Consider the following 13,858-nt stretch of genomic DNA (forward strand, 5'->3'; position numbering starts at 1 on the left):
GGTGGAGAGCTACGCGTCAACCCCGGAGTCGGCTCGGACGACGAACCTCTACCGCCTGCGTCCGAGCATCGGTTTCGCGGACTGCTGGGCTCGTCCGAAGAGCAGCGCCGACGACGCCTACGTCGCGGCACCTGTCGCCGCGCTCGGTGACGAGGCCCTGCTCGTGACGGGCAGCCCGGAGCCCACCAGGGTCGCATGGGCGGCACTGATCGAGGGCCTGACCGGCACATCGCTCAACTTCTGGGGCGCCCAGTCCTCGGCGATCCTGTTCGTCCGCATCGGACAGGAGGCCTTCGCGCTCACGTTCGGCGGCGGTTGGCGTATGCTGCGCTCCGGTGCCATCGACCACGAATTCGGGCTGAACCTGGCCCTGCGGGTGCTCGACTCGGCTGCTGTCCGGACCATCAGCCGGACCCATTTCAGCAGCAAAGCTCGCATTGATCGGAATACCGTTCCCGGCGGCACTTCGCTCTGGTCGTTCGGCATCCGCGAGCACGCCGAACTAGTGGGGCAGATCGTGGGCAGGATCAGGTCAACGGAGTCCCTGCGGATCAGTCAGGTCCGCAAGTCGGAACGTCGCATCACGATCGACTGCACCAAACGCGTTCGGCTGCCCATACCGTCGGATCGGGTGAACCTCATCGACGACCTCCGTGAGATCACCCGGGTCTTGAGCGAGCCGCCGTTGCCGGAACTGGAGCCGCTCACGTGGATCAGCCGAGTTCCGTCCGACGCCGACTTCCTTCCCGAGGCTTGGGCACGCTTGGGGCACGACCTGCGCGACCGCGCCGACTCGGTGAGCGTCGCCTACCCGGCGGCGTACCACGCAGGCCTGGACGTCGTCAGCTACCGAGGCAAGGTAGGCCAGAGCACGATCGATACCAGCGAGCTGACACTCGCCCACATCCGTGACGGGTTGGTGGAGACGGAGATCGACTCCTACGCCCATGTCCTCAAGTCTGGTCGCATCACCGGCTACTTCGAGGACGACGACCGCCTCGGCGATGACGTCACCGCACTGCACTGGCTCACCGCCCAGGTCGACCTGGCAAGCGGAAAACGCCTCGTCTTGCTCGACGGCTACTGGTACGACCTGACCGACCAGTACCGCGGCCACGTCGACCGCGTCATTGAGGCCGCCTTCCGGTCCGACCCGCCATGGCAGCTACCTGCTTGGCGAGAAGCACTTCCCGATGCCGCGGGTAATCGCGATGAGCAGGCGTACAACCTGCACGCCGGAACACTGGAGGGTTTCCTGTGCCTGGACCGGAAGCTCCTGCGTCCTACGGGAAAGCAGGGCTTCGAGGCCTGCGATCTGCTCGGGCCGAACCAGGAATTGATCCACGTGAAGCGGGTGAGCTCACGAACCGGTTCCGGCCCGCTGAGCCACCTATTCGCCCAGGGTATCGTTGCCGTGGAGAACCTAGTGGAGAAGTCCACATGGGACATGTTCGTCGACAGAGTGAACGAGCTCGATCCTGGTCGTGCCGGAGTCCTCGGCAACCGCCCGAGCGCCGTCGTCTACGCCATACACCGCAGCGATCGACCGCTGAGCATGGATTCGTTGTTCTCCTTCGCCAAGTCCGAGCTCACCTCGGCGACGATGATCTTCCAGCGCCTCGGCATCCCGATGTGGATCTCGGTCATCCCGTAGCCGAGAGCGGGACAGCCTCGCGCGAGCTGAATTATCCTCGAAGTCGCTGTATGTGAGGTTTCACTAACGACCTTTGATTATGGGGTTGATAATGTTGGGTCGAGGGTGAGGCCGGTGCCGGTGAGGAAGCCGGTGAGTAATGCGGGGTGGCGTTGGATGTGGCGTAGTCCTCGGTGGGCGGCCTTGGTGAGTTCGGCGAGGTTGCGGGCGGCCAGGTTGGCGAGGGCGTTGGTCTTGAGATGGGCCCAGACGCTCTCGGTCGGGTTGAACTCGGGTGCGTAGCTGGGGAGTTGGACCACGGTCAGCCAGGCGGTGTTGGCCGTGGTGAACTCCTTGGTCTTGCCGGTGATGTGGCCGCGCAGGTTGTCCCAGACCAGCACGACGGGGGTGCCCAGACTGCGGTGCAGATGGCACAGCAGGGCGGGGAACTCGGCGTGGGTGAACCCGCCCGACCGGGTGGCGTAGATCAACCGCGGGGTCCGGTCCGGCCGGTAGCAGCAGATGCCTGCCAGGGAGATCCGCTTGCGTTCCCTGCCGGTGATCCGCAGGACCGGGGTGCGTCCCAGCGGGGACCAGGTGCGGCGCACCGGCGGGCTCAGCGAGGTTCCGGACTCGTCGGCGAAGCAGATCCAGGCCCCGGTCCGGGCGGCTGATCTTTTACCCGCGGCCACACCTCGGTGCGCCAAGCGGAGATCGCCTCCTCGTCACGCTCGACCGCCCGGCCGGTCGGGTGTGCCGCTCGAGAAGTCATCGCTGCTGGTCAGGCGGCGTGTCTGTACTCGTTGATGAGTCCGCCGAGGATGCGGGTGCGGAGCACTCTGTGGGTGTCGAGGTCGTGTACCGCGGCGGGGTGTTGCCGGGCTTCGGGTGGTAGCTGGTCTCGGGCCTGGTGGGGTCGGTGCCGGTTGTAGTGGTCTTCGTAGGTCGTGAGTATCTGACGTGCGTGGCTCTCGCCGGTGATCAGGATGTGGTCGAGGAGTTCGCGTCTGATGGTGCCGATGACCCGTTCGCAATGGGCGTTCATCCGGGGCGCCTGCGGCTCGCTCGTGACCACGCGAAGATCGTCGGCCCGGAAGACGGCGTCGAACGCCTGGCCGTACTTGCCGTCGCGGTCGCGGATCAGGAAGCGCAAGGACTCCATCCGGTGTCCGAGGTCGGTGGCGAGGTTCCTGGCCTGTTGCGTGGTCCATGCCTGGGTCGGGTGGGCGGTGACGCCGGTGATGTGCAGGCGTCGGGTGCCGTGTTCGAGGAACGCGAGCGCGTACAGGCGCTTGCCGAGCACGGTGTCGAGGTGGAGGAAGTCCGCCGCGATGATGCCCTGGGCCTGGGCGGTGAGGAACTCCTTCCAGGTCGGACCGGTGCGGCGGGGCGCCGGGTCGATGCCCGCGTCGTGCAGGATCTGCCAGACCGTTGAGGCGGCGATCCTGTGGCCGAGTCGGGCCGACTCACCCTGAATTCGCCGATGACCCCACCGAGGGTTCTCCTGGGCCAGCCGCAGCACGAGCGACTTGACCGCCGCTCGTGTCGGTGGGCGTCCGGTGCGTCGACGGGCGGAGTAGTCCCACTGACGAGCTATGAGTCTGCGGTGCCAGGCGAGCAGCGTGCCCGGCGTCACCGGAAAGACCTCCCGCCACCGGCGACGGTCCACCAGCCCGGACAGGGCGGCGAACCAGAACCGGTCCGCAGGCTCGTAGCGAACCTGACCCGCCAGTTGTCGACGAAGGACCGCGTTCTCGTGCCGCAACACGAGCAGCTCGGCGTCCTTCGCCGCCTCGCTCCGAAGAAGCACCGACGGGACGGACAGCAACCTACGGGCCACCTTGAACAGCAGGGACACGATCACCCGGACATGCTCGCAACACCGTGACAGGTTTGCTCTACCAGCGACGATGACTTTTCGAGCGGCACGCGATCTTGGGACAGTCCCACCGCTCTTCGCGCCGGATCCGGCACGGTCGGTTGATCACGCAATCATGGACGAGGTCGCTCGTGTGACGGATCCGATGTAGGTGCCCACCGCGTCGAAGCGGTACTGACTGGCCAGGTTCAGTGATCGGTGGACCGCGAAACTCGAGCCGCCGCGACGCGGTCTGCGATGTGGTCGATGACCACGTTGACCGCGCGGCGGTACGGGGTGGCGTCTTGGTTCACCTGCGACAGGAGCATGCCGCCCTGGATCGCAGCCAGCAGCGCGACCGCGAGCGCCGCGACGTCCTCGTCGGCTTCGAGGTCGCCGCGCTCGCGCATGCGAGCAAGCCCGGACTCGATCGCTGCTTGCCACGCGGCGAATCCCGTAGCCAGGCCGAGGCGAGCCGAGGGGTCGATGTCCGACAGTTCGCTCGCGAGCGAGCCGATCTCGCACCCTCCTGCGCAGTGCACCGCGTCCAGACGGACGGCGGCGCCTTCGCACCATTCACGCAGTGCGTCGATGCTGTCGAGGTGGTCGAGCAGGGGTCGCTGCTGGTCGAGCTTCACGGTGTTCTGGTAGTCGATCACCGCCGCCGTGAGGCCCTTCTTGTCCCCGAAGTAGTGGTAGATCTGCGAGGCGCTCACCTGGGCACGGCGTTGCACGTCGGGGATGCTCGTGCCGGCGACGCCCTGCTTGAACATCAGTTCGGCGGCGGCCTGCAGGATGCGGTCTCGCGTGCGCCGGCCACCCTCGGTGCTCGCTGCCTTGACCTGCGTCTCGACACCGCGCGTCTTCACGGGACTCAGCCTACCGGGATTGGAATTGACTTTCCAATCCCGCGATACCTACGGTTGGAGTGTTCATTCCAAGATCATTCCCATACGTGACAGGTGACGCTCATGGCCCTCAACCCCCAGGTCCAGACCGTGCTCGACAACTTGGCCGCGACCCCCGCGCCCGCGGCCAACACCCTCACCGTGGCGCAGAACCGCGCCGCCGGCCGTGCGTTCGCCTCGTTCGCCGGTGACGTCGTCCCGGTTCGGGAGGTCCGCGACACGACCTTCCGCAACGGCGACCACGACGTCCCGATCCGCGTCTACACGCCCGAGACGATCCCGACGGGCTCGCCCGCTCCGGTGACGGTGTTCTTCCACGGCGGCGGCTGGGTGTTCGGCGACCTCGACAGCCAGGACCACTACGCCAGGGTCGTCGCGACGCGGTCGAAAACCATCGTCGTCTCCGTCGACTACCGGCTGGCGCCAGAGCACCGGTTCCCGGCAGCCGTCGAAGACACCTGCGCGGCGCTGCGGTGGGTCGAGCAGAACGCGAGCACCTTCGGCGCCGATCCGAAGCGCATCGCCCTGTTCGGGGAGAGCGCGGGAGGCAACCTCGCCGCTGTCGCCGCGCAGGAAGCCGAGCGACGCGGCGGGCCGGCCATCACCTTCCAGGCCCTCGCCTATCCCGCGACCGATCGATTCGACGACAGCGCGTCGATGTACGACTGCGCTGCCGGGCCCCTGCTGACGCGCCCTTGGCTCGAGTGGTTCTGGGGCGCCTACCTGAACACCCCCGACGAGGGCGCCGACCCCCGCGTCTCCCCACTGCGCGCGGAGGACCTCACCGGGCTCCCGGCCGCGTTCATCGTCACCGCTGAGCTCGATCTGCTCCGCGACCAGGGCATTCGGTACGCCGACGCTCTCCGCGAGGCTGGAGTACCGGTGACGCACCGAGCGGTCGAGGGCGTACCCCACGCATTCCTGTCCTTCACCCGCGACGTCCGGATCTCGCGCGACGTGCTGAACGAGATCGGCGACGCCATCGGCGCGGCCTTCGCGTGATGGCGGGCCACCCAACGGTGAGCGCTCCAACCGTGCTGCCGGCGTTCTGGCACCGCCGGTGAGCGCGGCTCGTCACGGTGGCCGTTCTCGCCGGTCCGAATCCCGAACGGCACCTGCGGCGGGATGAGCCGGAACCGCCGCTGTCGGACTGGAACCCGTCCTCGAAGCCGCGGGGAGGGCGGCCACGTCGATCATGGCTTGGTAGGACAGGGCGATCGGGTCGAACACCGCTGCGACGCCGAGCAGGACCCACATCGCTCCGGTGAAGACGGACTCGATGTCCTTCGCCGAGGCGCCCGCTGCGGAGCCGATGCCGATGTGCGGCGCCGACCAGCACACGGCGCCCGCGATCGAGGCGGGCGGGAACCGGTGGTACACCAGTGCTGTCGACCCACCTTGCGGACGATCTTGCCGGCACGCAGACGATCGCCGAAACGGCGGCCGAGGAGGTAGCCGGTGCTGTCGCCGGCGTCAACGCACCCGTCACCGCCGACACGGCGGGCTGCGGCAGACTGGCCGGCCCTTCGAGGGCGTCGGTCGCGAAGGTCATGCGCTCTCCCCGGAAACAGCGTCAAATGTGCGGGAAGCACACCGGACCGCCATGGCTCACCGACCGGCCGACCTGGGATCGGCCGAGTCGGACGCGGGTGCCTCTGCGCCGTCAGGTCCGGGAACCTACTCGGAGAACATGGTGAACGAGCGCGTCTTGTCGAAGCGCCTGGCCGCGAGGTCCTCGAAGCTGATCAGGAAGCATCCGTAGTGGACGTCGCTTTGCGTGTAGAACTGGGCGAGTGGCACCCATTCCTGGATCAGCCGGTGCTCCTCCGCCTCGATCAGGGGGAAGTTCCACGTGTCCGCACGGTCGAGGCCGGCTTCAGGCCGGTTCTTGAGGTTCGCGATCGCCATCTGGTGCCACGGGCTGTCGCTGCCGCCTATCTCCATGCAGTGGCCGCCGATGCGGATCGTGGACATCCGTTTGCCAGGCCCCGGCCAAAGACCGTCGACGATGTCGCACAGTTGGTCGAAGTGCTTCAACTCCGTGAACAGTTCGTTCACGTAATCCGGCTGGAATTCCATGGCGTGCTCGTCGGTTTCTTCCATCCACTCTGGCAGATCCGCCTCGACCCATGCGGAGAGCGTGCGCTCGGGAATGAGGAGCGGCATGCCGTGGTCATCCATTCCCTCGAGCTCGGGCGGCAATGGCGGCACCGCCGTCTCCGTGCCTGCCGGGACGTGCAGAACTCGCGCGTACTTCGGCTGCCCGTCAGGCCTGAAATGAGCCATCGCATCTTCCTCGTACTGCAGGAAGAGCAGCAGCGAGCCGTCCGTCGGCAGAGGAAGCCCTTCGGCCCGCGGAAGGGCCGCGAAGTCCACGGAGGCGATGAACGGCAACGCGTACCCGTCCCCGTCGGTCGGCCACTCCGTGCCCACCGGCAACCGGGGCAGCCCTCCCTCTTGGCCGACGATCTCCTCGTCGGCGCGCGCGCCGCTCAGCCAGACCGCGAATCGGAGTTGACCCGCGAACTTGTCGACCTCGTCCTTCGGGACACCCTGGCTGATCGCCGCTTGGTGGAATTGCCGGTAGCGGTCCACAGCTGCATTGTTGCACATTGATGAAAGCTCTCTCGGGGAGGTTGACGGCAGGAACGCTTTCCGCTCACAGATTTCTTCGGAAAGGAAGAGATCAGCGGATGGCGGTGGTCCCTGGTGGGAAACGCCCGCCAGGGACCGTGGCTGATGTGGTCGGCTTGCTTTCGGTGAGGTCAGCGATCGGGCAGGAGACGGCCGGTGGCGATGGTGAAGCCGATCGTCGCTCCGCCCCCGGTCCGGTTCCTGGCGAAGGTGGTTCCGCCGTGGGCTTCGGCGATGCCGGCCACGATGGCCAGACCGAGACCGGAGCCCGGTAGTGAACGCGAGGTGTCCGCGCGGTAGAACCGGTCGAAGATCCGGCCGAGGTCGTCGGTGCCGAGACCGGGTCCGCGGTCCGACACGGTGATCGTGCCCGCGCGGACCTCGACGTCGATCGGGGCGGTGCCGTCGGTGTCGAACTTCGCGGCGTTCTCCAGCAGGTTGCCGACGGCGCGTTCCAGGGCGAGGCGTTGTCCGCGCACCCGCGTCCGGTCGGTGTCGACGTCGATCTCGCGTTCGGTGCGGCGCTGTGCCCGTGCGGCCGCGTCGCGGACGACTTCGGCGAGTTCGACGTCGGTCTCCTCCTCGTCGGTCCCTTGCGCGAGTGCCAGGGCGATCAGTTCGTCGACGAGGTGGGAGAGCTCCCTGGTCTCTCCCTCGACGTCGGCGAGCAGGCGCGCGCGGGACTCCGGCCGGAGCTGGTCGAGGCGGTGCAGCACGTGGGCGTTGGTGCGCAGGCTCGTGAGTGGCGTGCGGAGCTCGTGCGCTATGTCCTGGATCAGTCGTTCCTGCGCTTCCCGTGAGTCCGCGAGCCTGCGCAGCATGGTGTTGAACGACGACGACAGCCGAGCCACCTCGTCGCGTCCCTCCACCGGGACCTCGCTGGCGCCCAGCCCGGTGGCGCTGACGTCCTCGGCGATCGCGGTCAGCCGCACCAGCCGCCGGGTGATCCGGCGTGCCGGCACCCAGCCGAGGCCCGCGGCGATCGCGGTCACGAGCAGGGTGAGCACGGTGATCTCCTTGGCCATGCCGCTCATCACCTGCCGCGACTGGTTGACGTCGATCCCCACCTGCACCGCACCGGAACCGTCTCCCAGCGAGGTGGTCAGCACTCGGTAGGTGTCGTGCCGCACGATCACCTCCGCGGTGCTCGTGGCGCCACGAGCGGATCCGGTGGCGAGGGCGCGGTCGGCGTCGTTGACCGGGAAGACCACGGCTCGTCCGCCGAGCGGTGTGACACCACCGCCTGGTTCGATGCGCTGTGCGGTCAGCGGCAGCGGCTGCTCCTGTCCCGCGTCACCGACGACAACGCCGGCCGGGTCGCGCAGCACCCCGTGGTGTCCGTCGATCACCGCGGCGGAGGCGGTGTGCAGACCGCGGTTCACCTCACCGGTCACGCGCTCGACCCCGGAACGGAAGGCGAGAACGCCGACCACCCCCGCGGTGAGCGCGACGACGAGGGCGAAGGCGAGTGCGAGCCGGGTTCCGAGGTTCACGGGCGCCGCACCGCGTAGCCGATGCCGCGCACCGTGTGGATCACGGACGAGGCGCCCGCCGCCGCCAGCTTGCGGCGCAGGTAGCCGACGTAGACCGCGAGGTTCTTCGAGTCCCCGCCGAAGTCGAAGCCCCAGATCCGCTCGTAGATCGTCGTGTGGTCGAGCACGACGCCCTCGTTGCGCATGAGCAGTTCCAGCAGGTCGAACTCGGTCTTGCTGAGATTCAGCTCGGTCGCGGCCCACCACGCGCGCCGGCTCGCGGGATCGAGCCGCAACGCCCCCGCGGACAGGGCGCGGTCGTCGGTGTCCTCCGCCGGGACGGCCCTGCGCAGCAAGGCCCGCAGGCGTGCCAGGAGCTCGTCGAGCTCGAAGGGCTTGGGCAGGTAGTCGTCGGCGCCCGCGTCGAGACCCGCGACCCGGTCGGAGGTCTCGACGCGCGCCGTGAGCATCAGCACCGGAACCCGGTCGCCTTCCGCTCGCAGGAGCCGGACGACGCCGAGCCCGTCGAGGCCCGGCATCAGCACGTCCAGGACGAGGACGTCGAACTTCTCCCGGCGGATTCGGGTCACCGCCTTCACCCCGTCGTCGACCTCGACGACGGAATAACCCTCGAGCTCCAGCGCGCGACCGAGCGACTCGCGAATCGCGCGGTCGTCATCGGCGATCAATACGGTGCACGTCATCCGGTTGCTTCTCCCCGCTCGGCCACTGCGGATGATTCTCGCCGAGCGACACGCCGCGCCGCGCAAAAGTTCGCCCTGAGAAGGGTAGGAACCTGGTGAGAATCCACCGCTGAGGAGCCTTTGGCCATTGCCGTCGGGTGAGGACGATTCCTATGTTCGGTCACGAGCGAGCACTTCTCCCGCTGTCCGCGTGTGCCGCATCCCCCTCGCCCAAGGAGTTTCGTGGATACCACCATGAGCACCCACGCCCCGCCGGGCGGACCACCGCACACGCGGTGGAACCCGCGGCTCGTCGGGCAGATCGCCGTGTTGCTCCTGGCGAACGTCGCGGCGGACTCGGTGATCGTCATGCCCCTGTTCGTCCTGCCGCAGATGCTCGACCACTTCGACACCACCCAATCGGCGTGGCTCGGCTCCACCGCGATGCTCGCGGGGGCGATGTGGGCGCCGCTGTTCGGCAAGAGCGCCGACATCCACGGCAAACGCCGGATGCTAACAGTCGCGTTGCTCATCGCCTGCGGCGGTGCCGTGGTCTGCCTCGTCGCGCCCAACCTCTGGATCTTCGTACTCGGGCGCGTGCTGCAGGGCGCCGCGGTGGTGACGGTGTTCCTGACCGTGTCGCTCATCCGCGACCTGTGCGCACCACGGATCGCGATGCCCGCGGTGGGTGCGGTGACCACCTGCGCGGGAGTGGTCGGGATCGCCCTGACCTCCAGCGTCGAATCGCTCGTGGCGGAGTTCGGGTTCCGGGTCGTGTTCGTGGCCGCGGCGCTGTTCGCGGCTCTCGCGGTGACCTGCATCCGCGTCTTCGTCCCGGAGTCGGAGGTGAGGACGCCGGGACGGGTCGACGTCGTGGGAACGCTCGTGCTCGGCGGAGGCGTCGTCGCGGTGCTCGGCTACACCAGCCTCGGATCGGACATCGGCTGGCTCAGCGTGGGCGCGCTCGCGCTGCTCGCCACCGGCGTCGTGGCGCTGGCGCGGTGGTACCTCGTCTCGAGCCGGGCTCCCGATTCTGCGATCGACATCAGGAACCTCGGCAGGCCGATGGTGCTCACACTGCTCGTGGTCGTGCTCGCCACCGGTGCGGGGCAGAGCATGGACCAGCTGCTCGGTCTCATCGCCCAGGTCTCGTCGGACCAGGGACTCGGCTACGGGCTCGACGCCCAGGGTTCGCTCGCCCTGCTGTTCGGCTTGCCCGCCGTCGGAATCATGGCGGGAGGACTGCTCTCGGGCCGGCTCGCGGCCCGCACCGACCCCGCCCTGGCTCTGGCCGCCGGCGTTCTGGTGGGCACCGTGGGCGCCTTCGGCATGTTCCTCGGCGCGTCCTCGTTCCCCGTCGCCGTCTTCTTCGCCTTCCTGCTGAACCTGAGCATGGGATCGCTGCTGGCTTCCGGGTTCAACATGGCGGCCGTCCTCACCGCACCGCACCGCCAGGGCGTGACCGCGAGCATGGTCTCGGTCATGAGCGCGATCGGCTCGGTGGGCGTGAGCTTCGCCGGTGCGGCGGTCCTCTCCGGCACGAGGGTCGCGGTCGACGGGGCCACGGTCAACTCCGCCACCGGCGTGTACACCTACATCGCGACCTCAGCCGGGTTGTTCGTGATCGCCGCGGTGCTCGCCTTCCTGCTGCTCGCCCAGCGCCGCGCTGAGCGGCCACGAAGGACTGACTGACGTGCCCGAGCAGTTCCCGGCCCCCAGGACGGTCGCTGCCGTAGCCGAACTGACGCGTTCGCAGCACGACGCGGTCACCGCGCCCGGTGCGAAGCTCGGCAGGGGGCCGCTCACGGTCGTGCAGCCGATCGGTGTTGTCGCGATCGGCCTGACCGCGTTGCCGGACCGGCGTTTCCGCGACCTCCCGGCGATCCTGCCGACGATGGCGGGCGTGGGTGCGTTCGTGTCCCTCGTGTCCCTCGTGTCCGGCAGTGCGACCGCGACCCGGATCGTGCCGGACGCCGAGCTCACGGCCGGGTGCGTGTCGGTGCTGGTGCGTGCCGTGTCGAGTCGGTGCAGCAGGGCGGCTTTGGGCTCTCGCGCCCGGCGTCCGTGCTCGGTGCCCTGCTGATCGCCTGCGTGCTCACCGCTGTCGGCACCGTGTTCGCCCTCGCTCGTCAACCACGACCGGTCAACACCCGAACGGAGCTTCCCGTGAACACCTCCAGTGCGCTGCGCGTCGTGATCGCCGCAGACACGTTCCCGCCGGACGTCAACGGAGCCGCGCGCTTCGCGCAACGCCTCGCCGTCGGCCTGGCCGGCAACGGCCACGACGTGCGTGTCATCGCCCCGGACTCGCCGCGCGCCACGCCGGTCGAAGGCGTGACGGTGCACCGGCTGCGGTCGCACCGGCTGCCGTTGTACCCGGACTTCCGCTTCTGCCTGCCCTGGCAGGCGAAGAAGGAGGCCGACGAGCTGGTCAAGGCGCTCAAGCCGGACGTCGTGCACGTGCAGGCGCACTTCGCGGTGGGCCGGTCCGTCCTCAACTCCGCCGTGGCCCGGGGGATCCCCACGCTGGCCACGAACCACTTCATGCCGGAGAACCTGTTCAGCCACGCCCACGTGCCGGCCTTCCTGCGGGGCATGTCCCGCAAGTGGGCCTACCGCGACCTTGTCCGCGTGTTCGGCCGCGCCGACATCGTCACCGCGCCCACACCGCGCGCCGTGCGACTACTGCACGACAGCGGCTTCCCCGAACGCGCGATGCCCGTCTCGTGCGGCATCGACATCGCCCGCTACCAGCGGTCGGTGACCCGCAACCACCGCCCCACCGCGCTGTTCGTCGGACGCCTCGACGAGGAGAAGCGCGTCGACGAGTTCCTGCGCGCACTGGCCCGCGTGCCCGGCGCGTTCGGCGAGATCGTCGGCGACGGCACCTGCAAGTCCGAGTGGGAGCTGCTGGCCCGCGACCTGGACATCACCGACCGGGTGCGGTTCCACGGCTTCGTCCCCGAGGACGAGCTGCTCGACGCCTACGCCCGCGCCGACCTGTTCGTGATGCCCGGTGTCGCCGAGCTGCAGAGCCTGGCCACGATGGAGGCGATGGCCGCGGGCAAGCCGGTGATCGCCGCGAACGCCATGGCGCTGCCGCACCTCGTGCGCCCCGGCCGCAACGGCTGGCTGTTCGAGCCCGGCGACGTCACCGCGCTGGCGCAGCGCCTGCACTCGCTGGTGCACGACGCACCGATGCGGGCCCGCATGGGCGCCGCCAGCAGCGAGATCATCTCCCGCCACGCGCTCGCCACGACCCTGGACCGCTTCGAGGCCCTGTACGCGCGGGCGATGGGCCGCACCGCACCCGTCATCGCACCGGCGGCCTGAACTCGATCCGCCGGGCGCGTTCGGCGCCCCCGGACGATCGGTGGACGGTGCGACTCGTGCCACTCGACGAGAGAAAGTCGATTTGTCCGGTCATTGATTCCATCGTCCGCAGTCGCCCGACTCGGTCGACAACTTCGTCGGCGTTGATCAATGTCGACTTCAGCGCATCGATCTAGTTAAGGAGTTTCGGTGTCGAACACCGACCCAAGCCCTCCGAGTGCGAAGATCCTGTCGGTTCATCAGCGTCTCGCCACGTCCGGCGCTCGCAGCGCACACGTTTTCCGGACTGACCGCGGGTTGCACCTCGTTGTTCCCCAGTTGGCTGAAGACCTGCCAGGTCGGGCGCCGGACATGAACGGCGGGGATGCCGACGTCGACGCTCTTCTCTACCGTTGGGAGGAAGCGCAGTTCGTCGAGGTCGACCGCCTGCCCTGTCCCAGCGGCGAGGACGCGCTGAGCTTCACCAGTGGCGGGAGGAACTACCTGGCGTTCGCCAACCTCCGCACCGGGAAGGGCCCGTACGAGACGGACGTCAACTCGCTCATCTACCGCGAGGGCGAAGACGGGGAGTGGGTCGTCGACGAGACGCTGCCCACCTTCGGGGCCAAGCAGTGGCACCACTTCCCGATCGACGACCGCGAGTTCCTGGCGCTGGCCCAGGGGCTGACCATGCCGGGCCTCTCGCCCAAGGGGCACGGACGTTCGGTCATCTTCGAGCGCGTCGACGGGCGGTGGAAGGAGTTCCAGGTCCTGGGAGGGCGCTGGGGTTACAACTGGGACTACTTCCGCGTTGGCGGATGTCATTTCCTGGCCTATGCCGACCAGGTCACCCCCAGTGTCGTCTACCGCTGGGACGGCGATTCCTTCGTCCCCTACCAGACTTTCGCGGAGAAGTTCGGCCGGAGTTTCCTGCACTTCTCGCAGGACGGCGAGGAGTGGCTGGCCTTCGCGTGCATCAACGGTGACTCGACGCTCTACCGCTGGAATGGTGAGCTGTTCGAGCCGCACCAGTCACTCGGTGGCCCCGGAGGCCGCGAGTTCGCACTCCACCGGCACGGCGACAAGCTGTTCCTCGTCCGCGTCTGCTTCATCCGGGGAAAGCCCCCCGTGGCCAAGACCGATCTGATGTCGCAGCTGTACAGGTGGGACGGCGGCAAGTTCGAGGTGATCGAGGAGTTTCCCACCTCCGGCGGCACCGACGCGAGCTTCTTCGAGGCCGACGACAAAACCTTCCTGGTCGTCGCCAACAGTCTCACCCCGGACGTGCGGTTCCGTCAGGACAGCATCGTCTACGAGTTCTCACTCGACGACGCCTGACCCGAGCCGACAGCGCCCAG

Annotated in this window: 12 protein-coding genes; 5 read left to right on the forward strand and 7 right to left on the reverse strand. The window is 68.4% G+C overall.

Features of this window, described 5'->3' with window-relative positions; translation table 11 throughout:
- Position 1: 1 nt before the first annotated feature.
- Positions 2–1,654: a DUF6119 family protein gene (locus ACR807_RS04780; RefSeq protein WP_438919961.1), complete on the forward strand. Its 1,653-nt coding sequence runs from the start codon at positions 2–4 to the stop codon at positions 1,652–1,654.
- Between the two features lie 77 nt (positions 1,655–1,731).
- Here ACR807_RS04780 and ACR807_RS04785 read toward each other — a convergent pair whose 3' ends face one another.
- The 3 genes from ACR807_RS04785 to ACR807_RS04795 all read right to left on the reverse strand — a co-directional run bounded on the left by ACR807_RS04785 (position 1,732) and on the right by ACR807_RS04795 (position 4,360).
- Positions 1,732–2,340 (reverse strand): transposase, encoded by a 609-nt coding sequence (locus ACR807_RS04785; protein WP_438919962.1) that lies wholly within the window; start codon positions 2,338–2,340, stop codon positions 1,732–1,734.
- A gap of 74 nt (positions 2,341–2,414) precedes the next feature.
- Entirely contained in the window at positions 2,415–3,497 is a 1,083-nt protein-coding gene (locus tag ACR807_RS04790) for an integrase core domain-containing protein (RefSeq protein WP_438919963.1), read from the reverse strand.
- A 203-nt stretch (positions 3,498–3,700) separates the two neighbouring features.
- On the reverse strand, positions 3,701–4,360 hold the full coding sequence (locus ACR807_RS04795) for a TetR/AcrR family transcriptional regulator (protein ID WP_438919964.1): 660 nt from the start codon (positions 4,358–4,360) through the stop codon (positions 3,701–3,703).
- A gap of 102 nt (positions 4,361–4,462) precedes the next feature.
- On the opposite strand from ACR807_RS04795, the gene lipP1 reads away from it, so the two are divergent.
- Complete coding sequence (lipP1, locus tag ACR807_RS04800) at positions 4,463–5,401, forward strand: LipP1 family hormone-sensitive lipase (RefSeq protein ID WP_438919965.1); 939 nt, start codon at positions 4,463–4,465, stop codon at positions 5,399–5,401.
- Between the two features lie 72 nt (positions 5,402–5,473).
- Here lipP1 and ACR807_RS04805 read toward each other — a convergent pair whose 3' ends face one another.
- From ACR807_RS04805 to ACR807_RS04820, 4 genes are all read right to left on the reverse strand, one after another.
- Complete coding sequence (locus ACR807_RS04805; RefSeq protein ID WP_438919966.1) at positions 5,474–5,779, reverse strand: hypothetical protein; 306 nt, start codon at positions 5,777–5,779, stop codon at positions 5,474–5,476.
- 297 nt (positions 5,780–6,076) lie between these two features.
- Complete coding sequence (locus ACR807_RS04810; protein ID WP_438919967.1) at positions 6,077–6,994, reverse strand: DUF1963 domain-containing protein; 918 nt, start codon at positions 6,992–6,994, stop codon at positions 6,077–6,079.
- A gap of 170 nt (positions 6,995–7,164) precedes the next feature.
- Complete coding sequence (locus ACR807_RS04815) at positions 7,165–8,526, reverse strand: sensor histidine kinase (RefSeq protein ID WP_438919968.1); 1,362 nt, start codon at positions 8,524–8,526, stop codon at positions 7,165–7,167.
- Positions 8,523–9,209 (reverse strand): response regulator transcription factor, encoded by a 687-nt coding sequence (locus ACR807_RS04820; RefSeq protein ID WP_438919969.1) that lies wholly within the window; start codon positions 9,207–9,209, stop codon positions 8,523–8,525. Before ACR807_RS04820 ends, ACR807_RS04815 begins: the two co-directional genes overlap by 4 nt.
- Positions 9,210–9,443: 234 nt before the next feature.
- Here ACR807_RS04820 and ACR807_RS04825 point away from each other — a divergent pair, with 234 nt between their 5' ends.
- The 3 genes from ACR807_RS04825 (at position 9,444) to ACR807_RS04835 (ending at position 13,838) form a co-directional block, all read left to right on the forward strand.
- Complete coding sequence (locus ACR807_RS04825; protein ID WP_438919970.1) at positions 9,444–10,880, forward strand: MFS transporter; 1,437 nt, start codon at positions 9,444–9,446, stop codon at positions 10,878–10,880.
- A gap of 474 nt (positions 10,881–11,354) precedes the next feature.
- Complete coding sequence (locus tag ACR807_RS04830) at positions 11,355–12,521, forward strand: glycosyltransferase (RefSeq protein ID WP_438919971.1); 1,167 nt, start codon at positions 11,355–11,357, stop codon at positions 12,519–12,521.
- Between the two features lie 189 nt (positions 12,522–12,710).
- Complete coding sequence (locus ACR807_RS04835; RefSeq protein ID WP_438919972.1) at positions 12,711–13,838, forward strand: hypothetical protein; 1,128 nt, start codon at positions 12,711–12,713, stop codon at positions 13,836–13,838.
- Positions 13,839–13,858 lie beyond the last annotated feature (20 nt).

The organism is Saccharothrix sabaoui (genome assembly GCF_051756985.1).
Lineage (GTDB): Bacteria > Actinomycetota > Actinomycetes > Mycobacteriales > Pseudonocardiaceae > Actinosynnema.